Below are 22,151 nucleotides of genomic sequence, written 5' to 3' on the forward strand. Positions count from 1 at the left end.
AGCTACTTTTAAATTAATTGCGGGACTTCAACACTGAATTGAGCTACTTCTGGATTAATTGCGGGACTTTAACACGGAATTGAGCTACTTCTGGATTAATTGCGGGACTCCGCGGAATTGAGCTACTTCTGGATTAATTGCGGGACTCCGCGGAATTGAGCTACTTCTGAATTAATTGCGGGACTCCGCCATGGAATTGAGCTACTTCTGGATTAATTGCGGGACTCCGTCATGGTATTGAGCTACTTTTAAATTAATTGCGGGACTTCTCCGCGGAATTGAGCTACTTCTGGATTAATTGCGGGACTCCGCGGAATTGAGCTACTTCTGGATTAATTGCGGGACTCCACCATGGAATTGAGCTACTTCTGGATTAATTGCGGGACTCCGCCATGGTATTGAGCTACTTCTGAATTAATTGCGGGACTCCGCCATGGTATTGAGCTACTTCTGAATTAATTGCGGGACTCCGCGGAATTGAGCTACTTCTGGATTAATTGTGGGACTTCAACACTGAATTGAGCTACTTCTGGATTAATTGCGGGACTCCGCCATGGAATTGAGCTACTTCTGGATTAATTGCGGGACTCTGCCACAGAATTGAGGAACTTCGACTTAGGATTACGGTACTTTAGCGTGGAATTGAGGTACCTTGAAGCATCTTTCATTTATAAATAAAGAAACTCTGCCAAGAGACAGAGTTCAAAACGGATTACAGAGGTTCAATCCCTGTTACGTCTTCAATTTTTAACCACCAAATTTCCGGATCCTTCTCAATTTTGATCCGCTTCATTACATGATCAAAATTCGTGACGTACCCCTCGAGTGATTCAATGAATCCATCTTTATAATATTTAACTCTAATTTGATGATGTTGATGTAATGCTTCATTTAACGTTCTTCCGATTTCTTGGAGTTCTTGATCATCTAAGATGGGTTTGACAATCTTCATTTGCTCTTCTTTGTACCTCAATAGTGCCTGAACATGTTCCGGCAGCATCATTCGCATAGATTCCCACCTGATATTACTTCCTTTTGTTAATTTGTTCGGTTTCATAGTCATCAACTCCTCTCATTTACCATATATTATACTAGAATATATGTTCGATTTATACTGGAAATTAGTACATATGTTCGGTATAATATAGTATAAATAAGCGAGGGATGGATATGCGTAAAGGTGATATTATTCAACTTATTTATTTAGATAAAAAAAATAACATCAGTCAACGCACCATAAGAGTGATTGCGGTGTCTGATTCGTATATAAAGGCCTATTGTTACACAAAAAAGGCCCAACGTATATTTAAGAAAGAGAATATACTTGGGAGTAAAATCATTAAGCGCGTTGTATAAAATAAATGTTTACTGCCTAATTTTAAAATGGGGATATGATCCTGACTCAGATTCATTCTTGAGAATATGATTAATAAATTTGAGCGGTATTTCCTCAATTAAATCCACATATATTTCGACCATTCATTTATTCTAAATTAAAGCGCTTGTTCAAAAAGGTGACAAATTAGAAGCAAGAAGATCAAGGCGGCGCAGTTTTGAGGACCGGCATTCCACATGATGTGGTAGCTTCAGGCGCCAGCCACAGGACGTGAGCGATTTTAGTTGAAGATCCTCTTGTCCGCTACATGAGGACCGGAAAATCAAGCGGGCGCCGAGATTCGTAGCTTATTTTGGTGACTTTTTGAACAACCTCTTAAAGAATTCCCGATACATCCTTTCAAAATAAGGTTGTTGCTGCCGGGCTTGTTGTACAGCTTGGTAAGCTCCTTTTTTCATTTTTTCACGATATATTTTCGCTTTTTGGATAATTTGTTTTTCGTTTAGGGTGACAAACTTACCGTTTTTTATTGTCCTTTGACCGTTTATCATGACAGATTCCACGTCTCTGCCGTTCCCATAATAAACAATTTAATCCTGAAATTAAAGTTGTATTGTTAGGTTCGAATAGTTTAGTCGATAATTAAAGACTTTTGAAAGTGACATATTTCTTAAAAATAAGGATATAATACAATATGTTGGGTAATACATCCCAATTGAGAAATCTTGCTGTAATATCTGATTTCTGTTACAATCAAAGTAGAAAAGGGGCTATGTTAACCCCATAGCCCCAGTGCAAGTTACCATTTAAGATGGTGGCAGAACAAAGTTGAAGTTATAAGTAGAAATAACCACTACAAAGCTCGGCCAAGCTTATAGTGGTTATTTTTTGTTGTTTTGATTGGTTATAAGAACCATGAGAGTTGCTAATGAAATAGCAACCATCAAGGCTTCATAAACCGTCATGTCGTTCCTTTCCAGGAATGATTCTCATAGGCATCACCCCTTTAATAATAAAGAAGGCTAGCCACCACCATAAACTTAACTCGCAATTACTATTCTACTAGAGGTTGTTCAAAAAGTCACCAAATGATAAGCTACGAATCTCGGCGTTGGCTAGTTTTTCCGGTCCTCATGTAGCAAAAACCTACATTCCGGTCCTCAAAACAGCGCCGCCTTGATCTTCTTGCTTCTAATTTGTCACCTTTTTGAACACGCTCTACTAGATGAATGAATTTAAGTCTATGGCGGATTATCTCATATATAAAAGCCTATTGTTACTCAAAAAAGGCCCAACGTATATTTAAGAAAGAGAATATACTTGGAAGCAAGATAATAAAACGGGCTGTATGAGTATTTTTAATGGGATATGATCCGGATGTAGGTCCATTCTTGTGAACATGATTAATAATTTTGACGGCATTTCTTCTATTAAATAACAGATACCTTCCAAGTTATTATTTCTATTCCAAATTAAAGAATTCCCGATACATCCTTTCAAAATAAGGTTGTTGCTGCCGGGCTTGTTGTACAGCTTGGAAAGCTCCTTTTTTCATTTTTTCACGATACATTTTCGCTTTTTGGATGATTTGTTTTTCGTTTAGGGTGACAAACTTACCGTTTTTTATTGTCCATTGGCCGTTTATCATGACAGATTCCACGTCTCTGCCGTTCCCATAGTAAACAATTTGTTTTAATAGATTGTTTAATGGCGTTAGACTGATAGAGTCCTTTTTCAATAGTACAAGGTCGGCACATGCTCCAGGTGAAAGGATACCAATTTTTCGTTCCATTCCGACTGCTTTAGCTCCACCGATTGTTGCCATGCGAAAGACATCTTCATGATGCAGCCATTTTCTATAATCTGTTTCACCTGATCTTTGGAGCATTAAAGCGAGTCGCATGGTTTCAAATAAATTATGTTCCGTTCCACAATTGGAAGCATCCGTTCCTAATGCAACTGAGATACCTCTCTTTAAATACTCAAGAATAGGCGCTTTTCCACTTCCGAGTATCATATTACTGGCCGGATTATGGACGATTGTCACTGGTTTTCCTTCAATCAAGTTCATTTCTTCCGGTTTTAGCCATACACTATGAGCTAAAGAAATCGGTGAGTCTAACATTCCGGTCTTTTGTAATAAATGGACGGCTCCTCCTAAATTTGCTTGTATCTTTGTCTCTAGTAAATGAGTATGTAGATGAAGGTGATTGGTTTGACTCAATTGTTTTCCTATTTGCAGCATTCCCTCTGAACAACGTTGAGGGGCATTGGGGCCAACTGCAATTTGGATTTTCGCATCTTTGCCATGCCAACGCTGGATCAAATCTTCATAGTAGGTTAACATATCTGATGGTGATTTTGGTTTTGTTTTTTCTAATCTTATATATTCTTCAATAGGTAACGACACAGGTAGTAATCGGTAGTCCGGGATATCTTGAAGCATCGGAGCGAATATAACGCGCATTCCAGATTGTTGATATGCCATAAGGGCAGATTCTGTTCTTAATAAGTGTGGAAAATGATCAAGGCAACATGTAATTCCATTCTTCATCATTTCCATGGTCCCAAGAGTTACAGCCAAAGCTGATCCTTCTTCATCTATGGATTGTCCATAGGCTACAGTAAATATAGACCATATTTCTAGTGGCAAATCGTTTCCGAATCCTTTTAATAGATTTGCATATGAATGATAATGACTATTGATCAGTCCGGGAATGATGACGTAACCTTCTGCATCATACTCTTCATCTATGTTAGATCGATCTAATTCCTGATTTTGCGCGGCATCTACGATCGCGTGAATGGTGCCATTTTTAATGATTAACCCTCCATGTACGATCCCATACTTTGGATCCATCGTTATAATGGTTGCATTCTTTATATATAAAGACATATTTCCCTCCATAAAAAGAAAGAATTGTAGTAAAAGAAAAAACCACCTCTTGGTTGATGTGACCCCAAAAAGTTAGAGTAAAAATCTAACTCTTGGGGTGCAGTACAGATTAAGAAGGGATTTTCTCTAATTCGTGTTTAGTCCATGAGAGATGGAAACCAATACTTTTTGTTTTTCAATCGCTTCATCTCATCCCATTCTGCTAGAATTTGAACGGCTAAGTTACCGACTCGAATACTATTTTCAATTCCGCCATACGTAAATTCATCCGTTATTCGATTTGCTACAACTGCGCATACACCTCCTGCGCGTAACCCATATAAACTAGACATGGTAAAGAGCGTGGCCATCTCCATTTCAAAATTCAATACGCCTGCTCGATTCAAATCTTCCACCTTATTCTTAAAGAACGATTGCTCATACCCATTAAATCCCGGTCTTGCTTGGCCACAATACCAAGAGGCTGCTGAACAGGATACACCTACGTGATAAGGAATTTCTAATCTCTCTGCCGCTTCTACTAGTGCTGTTGTTACTTCATAGTTTGCGGTAGCTGGGTAAGATTGGTCAACGTAATATTGACTCGTACCATCATGTCGAACAGCTCCAGAAGAAATAATTAAATCACCACATGGAATATGTTCTTGTATGGCACCCGTTGTCCCCACTCGGATAAATGTGTCTGCACCTAATTGAGCCAATTCTTCAACCGCGCTAGATGTCGAACCACCTCCAGCACCAGTCGAACATGCGGATATGTCAACATCTCTTATATCACCTGAGAATGTTCGATGCTCACGGTAGTTCGCAATTTCTCTAGAATTTGTCCATTGTTCGGCAATCATGTTGACTCGTTCTGGATCACCTGGCAACAAAACATATTTCGCTATATCTCCTCTTTTACAACGTATGTGATATTGCATATCTTCATTCATAGTTGGTCTGGTCGCATTTGATTTCCATTGACTCATGGATTAATCACCCTTTCTAATTTTTTTGCGATGATAGTCTCACCTTCCCCGCTAAATTCAATAAAAGGAATGAGATTAGAAACGTTCTCTTTCGAACATAAAGCGATATCTAGGGTTGATTGTATCCGCCGCATAGTCTCACCACTTCCAGAGTCTGAAAAGGCAGCCACTGTATCCTCGTAGACGAGATTGACATGCTCCGCAATTTTGGCAGAATCTTTTAGGACATAGGTTAACTCTAGTCTATCTGCTGCCATTCTCGCATATTTCATTAAAATTCCTGCGGTATAGACATCATCAGTTGTTGGTATCTCACCGCGTTCACGTCCGGAACAAACAATGGTAATATTTTTTTGGCTTTCAGCAGCTTGTTGAACGACTTCGTTCATGACTGCTTTGGCATTATGCATGCATCCAATAAAAATCCCATTAACCCCTTGTTTCCATAGTGTCTGCGCGGCACGGGTTCCATTAGTTGTTCTAAAGATGACCTTCTTCCCTTTGACGGAAGCTTGTCTTATTGATGAGATTGATGGACTGAAATCAGCGAACTCTGCTGCTGTCCCATCATCATTTTCAGAACAAATGAGGATGTCCTCTATACCTTGGACTCGGAATTTTTCATAGGTCTCTTTTTCATCACTCGTTAAAATAATCTCTGAGCACCCTTTCTCAAGCATCGTTACCATCGATGTACTCGCGCGAATTACATCAATAACGACACACATCGGTGGTGGGTCTGTTCTTACTTCTTTTGGTATAAACGCGACTTCAAAAATTAATGGATTCATGATGTTCCAACCTCCAGACTTATGACTTTAGCCGACTATTTTTAGAATAGTGAGAATACTTAAGGTACAAATGGATGCAACGTAAAGGATGGTACCTTCCTTTAATATGCGTATATGACGAATATAGGTTCTATCTTTATAGGCTCCGTATCCTTTGGCCTCCATAGTAATTGATGTTACTTGAACTCGGCGTATCGAACTCATGAGAAGTGGTAATGTAAACCTCTTCATATTTTCTAACTTGTTCTTCCACCCTTTTTGTTTTCTCACTCCCCGAATCATTTGTGCTGTTTCAATAACTCTCGCTTCCTCCTCTAATGTCGGAATAAAACGCAAGGCAATCGAAATGGCGTAAGCAAAACGATAGGGAACCTTAAGCTTCTGACTCAGTGCGAGAACGATATCTCGCGGATCCGTTGTCACGACAAAAATTAGGGAAGATATAAAAATCGTTAACATGCGCAAGGTGATCGCTACGGCAAAATTAACAGATTCTTGATAGATCCTGATAGATCCCCACTCCATCCATAGCGTTTGACCCGGAACCATGAAGACTTGTAAAATAAAGAATCCTAAACTAAATACTAGAATCACCCAAAGTCCCTTAAGCAAAAATGCTATTTTTAATCTGGCAAGCCCAACAGCCATAGTGAATGTGATCAAGAATAAGATAAACTCCGGGATGGCTGTATTAAATATAAAAACAGATAGCGATAGACAAACGAGCCAAATTAATTTGCTGACGGGGTCGACTTTGTGCATAAAAGATTCTTTAGGATAATACTGAAATGTCATGGCCACTTTCTTCCCCTCCCATCATGTAACCATGCATAAACTGATTTATCGATATCACACTTTCTGTTAAAAGACCTGGATTCAACTTTTTTGCCAATTTAGATATCGGTGGTTCGATCAACGAAGCTTTTTCACAGATCTCATCATTCTGAAAAACATCGTGAATATCTCCATTAAAAATCAAATGGCCTTGTTGCATAATTAAAGCAGATCTAACCCATCGACAAATGAGACGTATGTCATGATTGATCATGATGATCGTTTTCCCCTGTTCGTTCAACTCTTTACATAATTTAAGCAATCTCGTGGCACTGGCAAAGTCTAGGCCAGTCGTTGGTTCATCTAATATAATAATCTCTTGTTCTGAGGCTATCGACGAAACGACACTTAATCGTCTTTTTTCTCCTCCACTCAGCATAAATGGATTTTTATCTTTCGCTTCATATAAGTTAAATTGTTTTAATGACTGCAGGCCGCTTTCAATGATATCGTTAGGGACCTCATCATTTATTGATAGATTTAGTTTCATTTTTTGACTATAAATACTCTCTTCAAGAACTTGATCTGTAACGAATTGATGCTCTGGATTTTGGAAGACGTAACTTATATCCTTCGTCATGTCATGTAAACTTCGCTTTGCGATATCCTCTCCACGTAGAAAGATTTTTCCTTTAGGGGGTTTGATAATGCCCATAAGATGCTTAATCAACGTAGTCTTCCCTGAACCATTTGTCCCTAAAATAGCTACAAAATCCCCTTTTTTAATCGAAAAGCTGATATTATTTAAGGCTTTTGTTCCATTGGGATAGAGATAGTTCAAATTGTTAACTGTTAGAATATCTGGTTCATCCGATGCTTTTTCAGATAATTGGAGCTTTCGTCTTGGTTTCAAAAAAGGTTGGTTCGGATATTTCAATTCATGGTATGCATCTTCTACAGTTATCGGAAAATGTTTAAAGGAATATCCCATTTTTTCAAGCTGGAAAGCTAGTTCTGAAACTTCTGGAATCCAAATTCCCATTTCCATCAATTGCTTTCCATACTCGCGAATGATGGTCCTTGGATCACCATTTGCAATAAACGATCCTTGTTCCATCACCATGATTCGATCCGCCAAATGAATTAAATCATCGATCTTGTTCTCAACCACCATAATCGTGTAGCCATGTTGTTCGTGAAGTTCTTTCAATAAAGTGAAGATATCTTTTGTTGCTTGTGGATCTAGGTTTGCCGTTGCGTTATCTAAGATAAGAATTTTAGGTTTCATTGATAAGACAGATGCAATACCCACTTTCTGCTTTTGTCCACCGGATAGTTCAAATACTTTTCGAGATTCATAGCCTGACATACCCACTTTATTCAAACAGTCTTTAATTCTTCTTTGGATTTCATCAGGTTCGACTCTTAAATTTTCTGGGGCAAAAGCGACTTCGTCCTCGACATAAATATTACAAAGTTGGGCATCTGCATCTTGAAAGACCATCCCTATACTTTCGGACATATCCTTCACTTCTGATTCAAGGACATTTTTTCCATCGACGATGATTTCTCCTACAGCCTCTCCACCGAGAACATGGGGAACGATACCATTTAATGCCTGGCAAAGGGTACTTTTTCCGCACCCACTGGGTCCAACCATAAGGATGAATTCCCCTTCATGTATGGAAAAAGAAATATCTTGCAGGACCGCTCTCTCTTCATCTTCATACGTATAGGTGTAATGTTTCACATCAATGAGAGACGCTTTTTGGGTCATTCGTATAGGCTCCTTTCAGATTCGACTTCTGTTTGGAAATGGCATATCCTTTTAAAATGCCTGTTTTGGCTAGAAGATCACCAATGATTTTGCTTCCCAAGCCAGCAATAATGAGTCCACTTAATGCCCGAACCAAGAGAGCAATCAAAACAACACTAAGTCCCCATTTGATATAGCCAAACCAGAAAGCAGCCACAACAAAAAAAATCGGAACCGTCATCATACCTGCTAGTGCTATACTTAACCAGTTATAGCGTTTATATAAAAATAAGGCTAAGACCATCTCTCCGCCGATTCCTTCCGATGCTCCAGCTATAAATGAAATCAGCCCATTCGTACTGCCACTGAGAACTTGGATAATACCTGCTAATGCCAATGTTAAAAAGCATACGCCAGGTTTTCGAATAATGTATGCAGCTAAAATACCACAAATGCTGTAAAGTCCTAAGATGATGGAAGTTAAAATCGGGCCACCTACTGCTGTCAACACTTGATTAAGAAAGGACAAATAAGCACTTAATACTCCGTTGGCTATGGCCAAAATAGCAATTAGAACAATATCTAAAGTCGTTAAACCCTTTTTCCTTTGTTTTCCTGCCTTTACTATTGCTCCACTTTCAATCATCTTCATCTCCACCTTTTTAAGATATTAATGGACTATACACATTTTCGAATGACGTTAAATTCAAATTTATCACTCATGAAATAACTATCTGAGTAAAACAAAGACTTTCCTGTGTCAGAATAATGAACTTGCTGTAGAAGTAATAAGGCATGTCTTTCTTTTAGTTCCAGTTTCTCTTCCACTTTTTTATTACTGATTACGGCTTTAATGGTACATACAGAAAAAGCAACTGACCAACCATAGGATTGCAGAAATTCAAGCAAGGACTCCCCATGATCTTTTGTATATTTTTCATCCATCCCTGAAACATAAGGAATGTAATCTTCCACATAGACAACTGGTTCGCCATCCGCTGTTCGAACTCTTTCAATATAGAAGACCTGTTCATTTGAATCTTCTATTTCTAAATGACGCAGAAGATGATCTGGGCATTTTCTTACATCATAAATAACATTTTTTGTTCCGGGTTCATATCCTTGATCTGTGATAATTTTAGTTGAACTTTCTAAAGTTGAGATATTCGTGATCAGCGATTGTTTTGATCCCACCACAAAAGTTCCAATGCCATGTCGACTATATAGGACCCCTTCTTGTTCTAACGTTCGTATCGCTTCCCGTATGGTATTACGGCTAACACCGAGCATCCCAGATAATTTATGTTCAGATGGTATTTTCTGCATCGGTTGAAATTTTTCTTCTATTAAATTAGAGATGACATCACGAGCCTGTAGATATAGACTACGGTTAGCTAATTTCATTATCTTCACACCTTTTCTGATTTTCTACCTAGTTGTTAGACATTAGACTTTGGTCGTCCTACAAGTTAAACTGAAAATTAATGAGCTAAGAATTTTTTCCTTAGCTTTGCAAATTCGACCCTATTCTTATTTTATTGATCTTATTTTTCCATCGAATTTGACCTGCCTTCTTTTTCTGATTTTCCCCCATTCCCCTGTCACAAACAGAACACCCACAACCACCATCAAGAAACCTAGAATTTGTGAGTAAAATATTTGTTCTTTGAGGAAAAAATGAGCACCAATAAGGGCAAAAAAAGGATTAAAATTAATAAAAACTGCTGCTTCAGCTGCTCCAATCTTCTGAAGGATTTTGTTATAGAACATGTGCCCCACTCCAGTTGCTAGTACAGCAGATGAGAAAAATATAATCCAAACCATCGGTGTAACGTTTGAAAAGTTCATTAAACCAGAGGGTTCTTTGATTAAACCCATAAAAAACAAGATTATTGATCCGAATAACAACATCCAAGCGGTCATGACCGTGCCATCCATTTGACTAGCCACTTTTTTGATAAGGACGAAACTAATTCCTTGGGCTAATACTGATAAAAAGATGTAGAAATCCCCAATAGATATAGCCTGAAATCCACTTGACCCTTTGATAACAATAAACGTGACACCCGAAAAACCAATTAAAATCCCTATACATTTCATAATCGTCAGACGATCACCTAAAAATATTACGGCTAATACCGATGTGATTAAAGGAACCATGCCTAATAGGATTCCTGTATTTGAAGCCGTTGTCTTCGTCAAACCTATGGATAAGAAAAATTGATGTCCAACAACATTAAACATAGCGACTAAAAAAATATAAAACATGCCCCTTTTTTTAAAAGTCTTGAACTTCTTTCTGATGGAAAGAATAAGGATCGCAGATAAACCTGCCACAAAGATTCGAAGAGCTGTCATCGTCACTGGTGGAAAATAGTTGACTAAAATCTTAGTCGCTGTTACATTCAATCCCCAAATCATGACAACGGTCAATAATGTGCCGTAAAGGATTAACCTATACATGAAAACACCTACTTTGACTTGTAAACACTTGATAAATTTGGACTTTCCACCCTCCTTTTTAAATTTTTAAATAATATTGACTATTTAAAATTCATTATACACAAACGTTTCAAATAGTCACTTAACCATATGTAAAGTTATATAGGTAACTTTTAAACAAATTGTTGAATCATATGTATAAATGCGGGTAGACGGTTGGAAACGGTTTTTCTTTGCGAAGCCCCTTTTGAGGAGTAAAAAAAGAAATGCCCTACTTTAATGTTTCCAATTAAATGGGCATTTCTTAGAAGTATTTTATATTAAAAATTTATGAATTTAATCCGTTATGTAATAAATATAAAAAAGCTGAGACCCCAGGATTTCACCAAAGTCTCAGCATAAGTATTTAATTTTTATTATCAACTAAAGCAAACATCATTTCAGCTTGGCAAGCGAGTTCACCATCAACGGTCGCCGTACCTGTTGCTTTTGCAATGGATCCTTTGAAACGTGTGATTTCTACTTCGAGTTTCAATTGGTCTCCAGGTCGAACTTGACGTTTGAAACGGCATTTGTCAATTCCTGCATAGAGAGCGATGCGGTCGTCTTTCGCTCCTTCTTTAGAAAGCATAGCGACGCCACATACTTGAGCGAGTGCTTCGCAGATGAGGACGCCTGGCATTACAGGATAGTCCGGGAAGTGGCCGTTGAAAAACGGTTCGTTGACTGATACATTTTTTATTCCAACAGCACGTTTTCCTTCTTCTACTTCAAGTACTCGGTCAACGAGAAGAAATGGATAACGGTGTGGGAGAAGTTTTTTTATTTCATCAATAGATAACATGTTGTTGGTCCTTTCTATATAAAATGTATGCTATTTAGAGCCCTTCATAAAATCAGTAATATGATACCATGTCGATGGTTTAAATACGTCTAAGGTATGTCCGCCGCCTACTTTATAGCCAATCATGTTCCCTACGATAAACATGATGAGTGCACAAAATAAAACGAGAACGAGTCGCTGCCAGATTGGAAATTTGCGACGACGGTAGGTGGATAGAACCTCTTCTTTCGCTGATTCTTCTTTATCTTTTTTTGTGTTTTTCTGTTCAATTCTTGAAGCGGGTTTCTTTTCTGCACCCGGGCGTGTTTGCTGACGAATGCCTGATTCTGTTTGCCGTGTACGAGATGCCTTGGGATCGTTTTGTTTAGTGTTCTTTGCCATGATTCTATTCCTCTCTTAACGGATTAAACTATTGACGAGACCAGACATTTGGTCACTCATCGTTAGTGCCCGTGCGTTAAATTGATACGACCTCTCTAAAGTCACTAGATCTGTCATTTCCTTTGTCATATCAACGTTTGAATTTTCAAGAGCATGGGATTTTACAGCCCGATCAGCCATCGGAGTTTGCGTAAGCACATCGGCTATAGTAAGACCTAGTGCCTGCATGTTGGGTAAACCATATAAATTATCCCCTCTAGATTCTAACAATTCAGGGCGATTGATAGTGACAATGCCAATTTGTCCGACTGTCTGACGCGCGTCATTTGGCATGATAGCTGTCACTTCCCCATTTGGGCCTACTTCAATCGACTTTGTTCCGCTCGGAAGATTGATGGGATTTCCATTTGAATCGAGAACAGCCTGTCCCTTTCTTGTCACAAGATTCACTTGATCTGGATTTTGAGCATCTACTGACAAGTAAAAAGCACCATCACGGGTATATTGTGTCACGCGTCCACCCGTACCATTAGACACACCAATTTCAAACATTTGATCAGGAGAAGTCAGAGCAAGATCTAGATCACGGTCGGTTGATTGAATACCGCCTTGCGTCATATCGGTTTTTATATCATCAATTTTTGCCCCGGTACCGGATCGAATCCCAGCTGGTGTCAGACGAGGTGCCTTATCTTCTTTGGGGTTGATATTATCAATTTGCTGCTCCAGCAATTCAGTGAATGTCGCGTTTTTACTCTTGTACCCCGTTGTGCTGGCGTTGGCTAAATTATTAGCAATCATATCTAACTGCTTTTGGATTTGCCCCATCGTCACGCTGCTGGTAATCATACTTCGCTGCATTGCTCTTCATCCTCCTTTGGGTATGTATGAGTGAGGGTCGCCTCACCTCACGCTAGAATGTACGTTGGTCGGGATTGAACTATCTCGATCTAGATGCATGGATGGCGAAATTTCAGGATTAGTCCGGGCGGATCACGCTAACTTATGCTAGAATTGCACTGTTTCGGATCGGAATTGCATCACTTCGGATTGGAATTGCACTAGTTCGGGATTGAATTGCACTACTTCTGACCGATTTGCACCACTTCAGATCACAATTGCACTACTTCGTGAATGAATTGCGCCACTTCTAGTCGATTTGCACTACTACAGATCACAATTGCACCACTTCGGGACTGTATTGCACTACCTCAGGCCTGAATTGCACTACTTCGTGACTGAATTGCACGATCTCAAACCAGATTTGAACCACTTCACGGCTGATTTAAACAATACTTCATCCAACTCAGCTTTAGTGTTACCCGTTCACTCGACCTACTTGGTTGACGGATTTATCAATGGTTGAGTCAAGGACTTGTAAGACTTTTTGGTTTGTTTCAAAGTTTCGATATGTAGACATTAAGTCTGTCATGGTGTCGTCCGGTGACACGTTGGAACCCTGCAGGTAGCCTTGTTTTATTTGATATGTAATCGCTTGGTTTCCTTGCGCAGGTGGGAGGTTGCCGCCCGCTGTCAGTCGGAATAGACCTGATCCTTCTTTGACAAGTTGGTTTGGGTTGGCTGCATAGTTCACGCCAATTTGAGCTATTCGTTGACCTGCGACGCTCACCGTTCCGTCTTCAGCTACGTCAAAATTCTCTGAAGGAACTTGAATTTGGTTTCCGTTCGTATCTAGGACAGGGTTCCCTTCAGCTGTCATGAGCGTGCCGCCTGCATTTTGGGTGAAATGACCATCTTGTGTATAACGGATGCCGTTCTGTGTTTGAACGGCAAAGAATAAAGCACCTTCTGGTTTACCAGTTTGTTGATTCTGAGGTAAGCCTGCAGTATGTAAGGCAAGATCTGTTTTATTTTTTGTTTCCTTAAGGGTTCCTTCTGAAAAGTCTGGAATCGTTTCTTGGAGGTAGACCCCCGTGGATAAACTTCCGATGTTGCCTTTTGATGGATCGACTCCGCCTAGTCTTGCAATGAGCTGTTCAGGGAAAGACCGCTGAGTTGCTTGATCCGATTTGTATCCGGGTGTATTGCTATTAGCTAGGTTGTTCGTTAGCATTTGCTGACGTTTTTGTTGGGTTAGCATCCCTTCAGCTGCCGTGTAAAATCCTCTTATCACGGGGGGTCCTCCTTTTTTATTAAATGATTCGTATACGCTCAAAAGAGTACCAACAAATTGGTTTTATAAGGAGCCATTTTGGGTATATATGGGCCAAGGACAGACAACTTTTTCCTGCCCACGGTATTTAAAACAATTTAATTTGCTTTACGTTTTGGGAGCTTGTCCAAATGTTGAAGCATGATTCCTGTTCCTTCGGCTACACATGTCATTGGATCTTCAGCTACAACGACAGGTACTTTCAATTCTTGAGCAAGTAATTGATCGATCCCGTGAAGTAGGGCTCCACCGCCTGTGATGATGACGCCGCGGTCAATAATGTCAGCGGATAGTTCAGGTGGCGTTTTTTCCAATACATTTTTTGCTGCACGAACGATGACCATAACGGAGTCAATGAGAGCGTCGTGGATTTCATCTGAATGTACGGTCAAGGTATGAGGTAAACCGCTTACCATGTCACGTCCGCGGATGGTAATTTCTTCTGTTCTAGAGCCTTTGAAAACCGTGCCGATGTTCATTTTGATTTGTTCAGCTGTCCGTTCACCGATGAGGAGCTTGTACTTTCTTTTTATAAAATTTAAAATTTCTTGATCAAATTTATCTCCAGCCATTTTGATCGATTCAGCCGTCACGATATCTCCCATAGAGAGAACCGCTATATCTGTTGTTCCACCGCCGATATCGATAACCATGTTTCCGCTTGGTTGGAAGATGTCCATACCTGCACCTACTGCAGCCACTTTTGGTTCTTCCTCAAGATACACCTGTTTTCCGCCGCTTTTTTCAGCAGCTTCTCGGATAGCCTTTTTTTCTACTGATGTAATATTTGTCGGTGTACAAATAAGAATACGCGGCTTCGCCATGAACCCTTTAACATTGATTTTATTAATAAAATGCTTCAGCATCATCTCTGTGATTTCAAAATCTGCAATAACGCCGTCGCGAAGAGGACGAATGGCGACAATATTTCCTGGTGTACGACCAACCATACGTCTTGCTTCTTCACCTACTGCAAGCGGTGTATTTGTTGTCGTGTCAATGGCTATGACAGAAGGTTCATTTAAGACGATGCCGCGCCCTTTTACATAAATGAGAATATTTGCCGTTCCAAGGTCTATTCCGATATCTTTAGAAAACATGATTTTCCTCCCTGATTATATTGTTTCTATTTATATAGTGAGTGTTTCGAATTTTCGTTAATTACGCATAAGTTGTCGAATTATATCATTATTTATCTTACCATAAATTGTAGTCATCAGGGAGTATTTTCAAACGAAAAAATGGGTAAAAATAACTAGAAATTGATTTGACCTTATTACGTGCTTCCTTATTTGGTGAATTTGTAGAGTAATCGAATTGAGATTACCCCTGCTCATTAAGACCGTAAGTGGACCTCCTTTGGATGTCTGTCTTTACTTTTTTCTTCAATCTACAGGTCACTTTTGAAGCAATCAATCGGAAATTAAGATGGTTTTCGGTGACTTTCAGCCAAATACTGGCTATGACAAGGACTTTTAACTACCTCTTATTGTACTATTTCCTCTTTCGTATCCTGCTGATATTTCAACCGTGTTGCTTCCCCCCCGCGAAGATGCCGAATCGACTTGTGATAATCCAGTACGTTCTTGACCTCATTTGCCAACTCTGGATTAATAATGGGCAACCTTTCCGTCAAATCCTTATGAACGGTGCTTTTAGAGACACCAAATTCCTTTGCTATCACTCGCACGGTTTTCTTCGTCTCCACGATATGCTTTCCAATCTTGATTGTTCGCTCTTTGATGTAATCGTGCACACCACTCGCCTCCTACGAATATATAGACATGCGAAATGAGACCTTCTTCGGAGGGAAAACAACTGCTTCAATGCATTTTTGTTATGTTCCTCCACGCTCACCTCAGAACCCCGCGTTGTGAGTTTGTAACATTTTATTAATCGACTTCGGGTTATATGCCAAAAAGTCAATAAGGACAAGGTGTTTGGAGGGATGGTGGGTTCTTTTTTTTATTTTATGAAGATTATGCTATTTGACATTTATTCATATGACTAAATGTTGGGGAATATGAGAAAACGTCATTTTGAGGGTCGATTCTCACTTGAGCGGCTTTGCGATCGCATCGGAATTGAGGTGGCTTGACCTGGGATTGAGATGGCTTTGGATTAATTGAGGTACTTTGGCATAGAATTGAGGTACTTCTGGATTAATTGCGGTGCTTTGGCATAGAATTGAGGTACTTCTGAATTAATTGCGGTGCTGCTTTGGCGTAGAATTGAGGTACTTCTGAATTAATTGCGGTGCTTTGGCATAGAATTGAGGTACTTCTGAATTAATTGCGGTACTTCACCACGGAATTGAGCTACTTCCGGATTAATTGCGGTACTTCACCACGGAATTGAGCTACTTTTAAATTAATTGCGGTACTTCAACACTGAATTGAGCCACTTCCGGATTAATTGCGGTACTTCACCACGGAATTGAGCTACTTTTAAATTAATTGCGGTACTCCACCATAGAATTGAGGTACTTCCGGATTAATTGCGGTACTTCTGCACGGAATTGAGCTACTTCTGGATTAATTGCGGTACTTCGCCACTGAATTGAGCCGCTTCTGGATTAATTGCGGTACTTCTGCACGGAATTGAGCCGCTTCTGAATTAATTGCGGTACTACCCCACGGAATTGAGCCACTTTTAATTAATTGCGGTACTTCAATACTGAATTGAGCTACTTTTAAATTAATTGAGGTACTCACCACGGAATTGAGCCACTTCTGAATTATTTGCGGTACTCCACCATGGAATTGAGGTACTTCTGGATTAATTGCGGTCTTCGCCACGGAATTGAGCCACTTCACAAATTATTGAGGTTCTCCACCATGGAATTGAGCCACTTTTAAATTAATTGAGGTACTCACCATAGAATTGAGGTACTTCTGGATTAATTGGGGTACTTCGCCACGGAATTGAGCCACTTCTGAATTATTTGCGGTACTCCACCATGGAATTGAGGTACTTCTGGATTAATTGCGGGACTCCGCCATGGAATTGAGCTACTTCTGGATTAATTGCGGGACTCCAACACTGAATTGAGCCACTTCTGAATTAATTGCGGTACTTCAACAATGAATTGAGCCACTTTTAAATTAATTGCGGTACTCCCCCACGGAATTGAGCCACTTTTAAATTAATTGCGGTACTTCAATACTGAATTGAGCTACTTTTAAATTAATTGAGGTACTCACTACGGAATTGAGCCACTTCTGAATTAATTGCGGTACTCCCCCACGGAATTGAGCCACTTCACAAATTATTGAGGTTCTCCACCATGGAATTGAGCCACTTTTAAATTAATTGCGGTACTCACCACAGAATTGAGCTACTTATGAATTAATTGCGGTACTCCCCCATGGAATTGAGCCACTTCACAAATTATTGCGGTTCTCCATATCGGATTGTAACTACCTCTTCTTTTCTAATAGAGAAAGTAATTGATAGGTTGTACCTTTTGTTGAACCTTGACGTTTAACATTTAGCGAAGTAAGGATATCCGTGGCTAGATATCTTGAGGGTGTTTGCAGAAAGTGACGGAGTTGTTGATTCGTTATGGTAGGTCCTATCAAAAATAGGTAATCTATTAATGAATCTAGGTGCGCTTGCCTAGAAGAGAAATCACAAGCTGAACAGGTCCACTTTCCATAGTCTCTTTTCATGGGTAAGCTATAGCATTTTGGACAATGGACGCCTTTTAGAATATTGTTTCTCTGGATGTGGAATTGTTCAATGAGATTAGGTAGATCAGGTGTATGATTTTTTATAAATGAATCTGCAAGTTTTTTCATTTCTTTAGTCTCTAGTATTTCACTGGTATATCTTCTTTCCATTGGTCCAATTTTCGAAAAAAGATTTGTGCTATGCGTGATTTGTTTTTTCTGTTCTGGACTCAGGTTTGAAGCTTGAATGATGGTGGAAGGATGGCTAAATACAACGAGGGTCTCGATAGGGAGTTGGGGGAGTTTGTGCCTATCAAGCCAATGTTTAACTTGATATTTATGTCGTTTTACTTGTGTTAGTGGATTGGGATAACCTTCTTTTTTGCCATCTAACTCTCTGATCATCTGATCAAATTCAGAATCAAAGTGAATGATTCCCGCTAAGTTTTTGACTTCCAAGAGAAGAATGAAAGATTTGGAAACGAGGACCGTATCCATTTGAAAGTGGGAGTCACCATGAGGTAGGCGAAGGTCCTGAAAAATAGAATACTTTTTCTCTGCGAGTAAACTTAAAGTGTAGTCTACCGATTTTTCTCCTTTGTAGCCGGCCTTTCTGTTGATTAGTTCTTTTTCAGCTCGTTCTCTGTCAAAAGAATTCAGTCTACATCGCCTTAGCAGTGATTCAAGCCCAAGCATTCGAGGTGGTATGTTTCGATATTTTTTGATCAAGTTATCAACTCCAATCTAGTATGATTGTTACTATATTCGAGGGTCATTTGTTAAATTCCTTCATACTCTTGTTTTTGTATTTAAAGAAATCGCTCTCGTTCCAGATAAACTATTCCTTAAAACAATAGAATGATAAATTCCTTGTAAACAATTGTGTGTCAGCTGACTTTAAATCCGGTTTATAAACCCTTCCATAGAAATACATATGTCCCAACTGTCGACGATAGGTTGTGTCTAATCGCTAAAACCAAAAAAGTGATCTATTCTCCGTCATTGAGAGAATAGATCACTTGATATTTATTTACTGACCTTATCCAAGTTTTCACTTGATAAAGTTATTTCTTTCAATGATTCATTGATTATAGAGACGGCTAGGTCAATATCAGCTTTTGTGACAATGACAGGTGGAATAAATCGGATAACGTTTTTATCAACACCGCAGTTTAGAAGCAAAAGCCCTTTTTCTAATGCTTTAGCTTGTAAATTTGAAACTGTTTTAGAGTCAGGTTTACCCTCTTCAGTTATAAACTCCATTCCGATCATGAGTCCAAGCCCTCTAATGTCTCTTATAGAAGGATATGAGACAGCACATGTTTTTAATTGTTCAATAAAGTATTCCCCCATGTTTTGAGCATTTTCTAGCCAGCCATCTTGGAGTAATTCAATCACGGCTAGTCCTGCTGCACAAGCGATTGGGTTGCCTCCAAAGGTTCCTCCGTGGGCACCACTTTCCCATTTGTCCATAACTTTACTTTTACCTACGATGGCACTGAGCGGGAAGCCATTCGCAATTCCCTTTGCAATGGACATAATATCTGGTTTAACACCAAAGTGTTCATGAGCAAACATTTTTCCTGTCCGACCGAAACCAGTTTGTACTTCATCAAAAATAAGCATGATTCCATGTTCATCACAAAGTTCTCGGATTCTTTTAATAAATTCAGTTGGTGGAACAATATAGCCACCTTCGCCTTGGACAGGCTCCATAATAATGGCTGCGACCTTTTCGGGAGCAATTAAGTAGTGAAAAATTTCATCTAATGATGCAATACAACGCTCTGTTTCTTCCTCAGGCGAGAGACCTGTACGGAAGGCGTATGGGTATTCTGCATAATAGACACTTGGGAGCAGGCCCTCGTATTCCTTACGATATTGGGCGTTTGAAGCTGTGACTGAAGTTGCTCCCATGGTTCTTCCATGGAAACTTCGTTTGAAAGATATAACACCAGGACGCTTCGTTGCCCATTTTGCTAGTTTGATAGCTCCTTCTACAGCTTCAGCACCACTATTTGCGAAGTAGAGTTTGTAATCTCCCCCCATTAAGTCACAAATTTTTTCTGCTAATTCAACATAAGTATCATAATAGACGACATTGTGTCCTGCATGCACCAACTTATCCATTTGTTCTTTGGCTTTTTCAATGATGTGCGGGTGATTGTGTCCGAGATTCGTTACCCCGATGCCACTTGCAAAGTCGAGATATTTCTTCCCACTTTTATCCCAAAGATAAGCGCCCTTTCCCTTTTCAATTTCTAATTCCGTCACTCGTTTAGCCACTGGTGGCATGACTTTATTAGCTCGTTCGTACAATGTTTTTTCTGACATAGTATGTTCTCTCCTTAAAAGAATTAGCATTAATAGGACAAAGATATATTGAAGGCTGAGTTTAGTTTTGGCTCAGAAATGTTTAACCCAGTCAACCAACCATTTTTTAAAGTTTCAAGAATGCCTCAGTCATTTGCTTGGTTAATCGAGGCAAAGTATCAAATGTATAAGGTTTATAGACTCTTTCGGTCCATTTATGAGCATCGAAACCATAAGTTCCTAGATTAATAGAAGGTATATCTAGTTCACGTAGGTTGTCGATAGGTACCATGCTTAGAGAATCCCATTCTGGGAAATTATCCGTTAGATCGTTAAGCTCATCTTGTACATCAACGAGTGACATATAACTGCTATCGGAGAGGTATGGAAAAAACCGTTTGATAGCAAACGATTCTCCCGTTTCTTTCCCAACCAAATCAGCTTGTTCTTCAATGACTTTCAAAACGGCTTTTTCTCGTTCATTTTTTTCTTTTAGATAGGTATATGGGACATATGGAGCACCGAAAAATAAAATAATACAAGGCTGCATATTTTCATCTAATGTTCGAAGTTTATCAACCAGTTTAAATGCGACGTTTCGAATATCTTCGCCTTTATTTTCGGCAAATACGTTTGCCGAGATTTTTTTAACATTTAAGCCTTGCTTAGTTAGTTTCTCGCAAAATTCGGAAAAGGTATAAACCGCAAGATCCCATGAAAGTGTACGGTCTGGAAAGCCGTTAGTCCTAAGAAATTGCTCGTATTGGGCTTCGTAATGGTTACGTACCGTGTCAGAAGCTTCTTCAGCGATACGTTTCAGTTGATAAGTAATTTCTTTTGGAGACCGTTCATAGATCATATAGTTAAAATAGATGTAACTTGCGATTGGTGTTTGTACAGTGTAATGATCTTTGATTTCACGATGCAATAACGTACAAGGTGGGAGAACCAATTCTCCTTCTACTTGTTCAGATAAATTCATATTGTTATTGATTAATCGATTCAGTTCAGCCGTTACAAGAGTAGGATCAAGACCTTTTAGTGTCTCTCCAACATGTGTTTCTCTTCCATATACATAAAAACTTGGAAGGCATTTCCCTACAGCCCCTGTGTAAATGTATTTATTTGGATCACCAGGGTAAAAAGCTGACGTATAGTCGTTATTGATTGCAGCGACAAAGTCGAGAGATTCTTCCTTTTTTAGTCGCACTAATTCATCTGTTGCGGCAATAATACCGCCATGTGAGGTTTCTTCAATTGGATTCGCCATGAGTAAAATATTACCTTCGAATTCATTTGGACGTTCAGAGAAATGAAGAAAGTTGGTTAGGTGTACAGCAAAACCGCTTTTCATATCGAGACATCCGCGTCCAAACAACCAATCACCAGACTGTGCTTGCTCCTGAATCTCATCGTTTCCTTTCCATCCTTTAAAAAATTCGAGTAACTTTTCGGGATTAAATGCGTGTTCTTCAAGCTGTCCAAAATCCTTGACGTCGACTGTATCGATATGAGAATGAAAAATAACCGTTTTATTTGATGATTGCTTACCTTTAATAAGGGCGAAGACATTTTTTCTACCTAAAGGATCACCTTCAATATCAAGGCACCAAACTTGATCAGGATGTTCTTTGAAATAAGGAAAAGATTTAATGAATCCTGCTATCTCATCCACAATCTTAACTTCTCCAGATGTTCCATTAACACTTGGCATTTCGACAAGCCAATTGGCTATTTTCTCAACTTGTTCACTCGTCGATAGTTTTTCTAATGTGAAGTCCATCAACATTCTCTCCTTTTCAA

20 protein-coding genes are annotated in these 22,151 nt (G+C 39.3%); 1 reads left to right on the plus strand and 19 read right to left on the minus strand.

Annotated features, from left to right (window positions below; all coding sequences use genetic code 11):
* Positions 1 to 712: 712 nt before the first annotated feature.
* Entirely contained in the window at positions 713 to 1,057 is a 345-nt protein-coding gene (locus FG390_RS03340) for a YolD-like family protein (RefSeq protein WP_181406354.1), read from the minus strand.
* Positions 1,058 to 1,170: 113 nt separating this feature from the next.
* On the opposite strand from FG390_RS03340, the gene FG390_RS03345 reads away from it, so the two are divergent.
* Positions 1,171 to 1,356, plus strand: a complete 186-nt coding sequence (locus tag FG390_RS03345; RefSeq protein ID WP_246092843.1) for a hypothetical protein — start codon at positions 1,171 to 1,173, stop codon at positions 1,354 to 1,356.
* A gap of 1,442 nt (positions 1,357 to 2,798) precedes the next feature.
* Here the strand turns inward: FG390_RS03345 and FG390_RS03350 are convergent.
* From FG390_RS03350 to FG390_RS03435, 18 genes are all read right to left on the minus strand, one after another.
* Positions 2,799 to 4,232, minus strand: a complete 1,434-nt coding sequence (locus FG390_RS03350; RefSeq protein ID WP_181406355.1) for an amidohydrolase family protein — start codon at positions 4,230 to 4,232, stop codon at positions 2,799 to 2,801.
* A gap of 137 nt (positions 4,233 to 4,369) precedes the next feature.
* Positions 4,370 to 5,203: a uridine phosphorylase gene (gene udp / locus FG390_RS03355; protein ID WP_141189625.1), complete on the minus strand. Its 834-nt coding sequence runs from the start codon at positions 5,201 to 5,203 to the stop codon at positions 4,370 to 4,372.
* Positions 5,200 to 5,994 (minus strand): 2-phosphosulfolactate phosphatase, encoded by a 795-nt coding sequence (locus FG390_RS03360; protein ID WP_141189626.1) that lies wholly within the window; start codon positions 5,992 to 5,994, stop codon positions 5,200 to 5,202. The genes udp and FG390_RS03360 overlap by 4 nt, the downstream gene beginning before the upstream one ends.
* A gap of 27 nt (positions 5,995 to 6,021) precedes the next feature.
* Positions 6,022 to 6,789: an energy-coupling factor transporter transmembrane component T family protein gene (locus FG390_RS03365; protein ID WP_258311560.1), complete on the minus strand. Its 768-nt coding sequence runs from the start codon at positions 6,787 to 6,789 to the stop codon at positions 6,022 to 6,024.
* Positions 6,767 to 8,545, minus strand: a complete 1,779-nt coding sequence (locus FG390_RS03370) for an ABC transporter ATP-binding protein (RefSeq protein WP_141189628.1) — start codon at positions 8,543 to 8,545, stop codon at positions 6,767 to 6,769. Before FG390_RS03370 ends, FG390_RS03365 begins: the two co-directional genes overlap by 23 nt.
* Positions 8,520 to 9,170 (minus strand): ECF transporter S component, encoded by a 651-nt coding sequence (locus tag FG390_RS03375; protein ID WP_181406356.1) that lies wholly within the window; start codon positions 9,168 to 9,170, stop codon positions 8,520 to 8,522. Before FG390_RS03375 ends, FG390_RS03370 begins: the two co-directional genes overlap by 26 nt.
* Before the next feature lie 32 nt (positions 9,171 to 9,202).
* Positions 9,203 to 9,928, minus strand: a complete 726-nt coding sequence (locus FG390_RS03380) for a GntR family transcriptional regulator (protein ID WP_141189630.1) — start codon at positions 9,926 to 9,928, stop codon at positions 9,203 to 9,205.
* 126 nt (positions 9,929 to 10,054) lie between these two features.
* The gene (locus tag FG390_RS03385; protein WP_141189631.1) at positions 10,055 to 10,987 is read right to left on the minus strand and encodes a DMT family transporter; all 933 of its coding nucleotides are present in this window, start codon (positions 10,985 to 10,987) and stop codon (positions 10,055 to 10,057) included.
* Positions 10,988 to 11,372: 385 nt separating this feature from the next.
* A complete protein-coding gene (fabZ, locus tag FG390_RS03390) occupies positions 11,373 to 11,810 on the minus strand; it encodes a 3-hydroxyacyl-ACP dehydratase FabZ (protein ID WP_141189632.1) in 438 nt (145 codons plus the stop codon).
* A gap of 30 nt (positions 11,811 to 11,840) precedes the next feature.
* A complete protein-coding gene (locus FG390_RS03395; protein WP_141189633.1) occupies positions 11,841 to 12,191 on the minus strand; it encodes a DNA-directed RNA polymerase subunit beta in 351 nt (116 codons plus the stop codon).
* A gap of 15 nt (positions 12,192 to 12,206) precedes the next feature.
* The gene (locus FG390_RS03400) at positions 12,207 to 13,052 is read right to left on the minus strand and encodes a flagellar hook-basal body protein (protein WP_141189634.1); all 846 of its coding nucleotides are present in this window, start codon (positions 13,050 to 13,052) and stop codon (positions 12,207 to 12,209) included.
* Positions 13,053 to 13,509: 457 nt separating this feature from the next.
* Entirely contained in the window at positions 13,510 to 14,325 is an 816-nt protein-coding gene (locus FG390_RS03405) for a flagellar hook-basal body protein (protein WP_141189635.1), read from the minus strand.
* 137 nt (positions 14,326 to 14,462) lie between these two features.
* Positions 14,463 to 15,464: a rod shape-determining protein gene (locus FG390_RS03410; protein WP_141189636.1), complete on the minus strand. Its 1,002-nt coding sequence runs from the start codon at positions 15,462 to 15,464 to the stop codon at positions 14,463 to 14,465.
* 386 nt (positions 15,465 to 15,850) lie between these two features.
* Positions 15,851 to 16,120: a sporulation transcriptional regulator SpoIIID gene (gene spoIIID, locus FG390_RS03415; RefSeq protein ID WP_141189637.1), complete on the minus strand. Its 270-nt coding sequence runs from the start codon at positions 16,118 to 16,120 to the stop codon at positions 15,851 to 15,853.
* A 778-nt stretch (positions 16,121 to 16,898) separates the two neighbouring features.
* A complete protein-coding gene (locus tag FG390_RS03420) occupies positions 16,899 to 17,081 on the minus strand; it encodes a hypothetical protein (protein WP_141189638.1) in 183 nt (60 codons plus the stop codon).
* Between the two features lie 702 nt (positions 17,082 to 17,783).
* Positions 17,784 to 18,764 carry a nuclease-related domain-containing protein gene (locus FG390_RS03425; RefSeq protein WP_141189639.1) on the minus strand — a complete coding sequence of 327 codons (981 nt, stop codon included), beginning with the start codon at positions 18,762 to 18,764 and terminating at the stop codon, positions 17,784 to 17,786.
* A gap of 297 nt (positions 18,765 to 19,061) precedes the next feature.
* Positions 19,062 to 20,369, minus strand: coding sequence for an aspartate aminotransferase family protein (locus FG390_RS03430; protein WP_141189640.1), 1,308 nt, complete (start codon positions 20,367 to 20,369; stop codon positions 19,062 to 19,064).
* Between the two features lie 106 nt (positions 20,370 to 20,475).
* Positions 20,476 to 22,131, minus strand: coding sequence for a M20/M25/M40 family metallo-hydrolase (locus tag FG390_RS03435; RefSeq protein ID WP_141189641.1), 1,656 nt, complete (start codon positions 22,129 to 22,131; stop codon positions 20,476 to 20,478).
* Positions 22,132 to 22,151 lie beyond the last annotated feature (20 nt).

It is taken from the genome of Terrilactibacillus laevilacticus (assembly GCF_006517395.1).
GTDB classification, from domain to species: domain Bacteria; phylum Bacillota; class Bacilli; order Bacillales; family Sporolactobacillaceae; genus Terrilactibacillus; species Terrilactibacillus laevilacticus.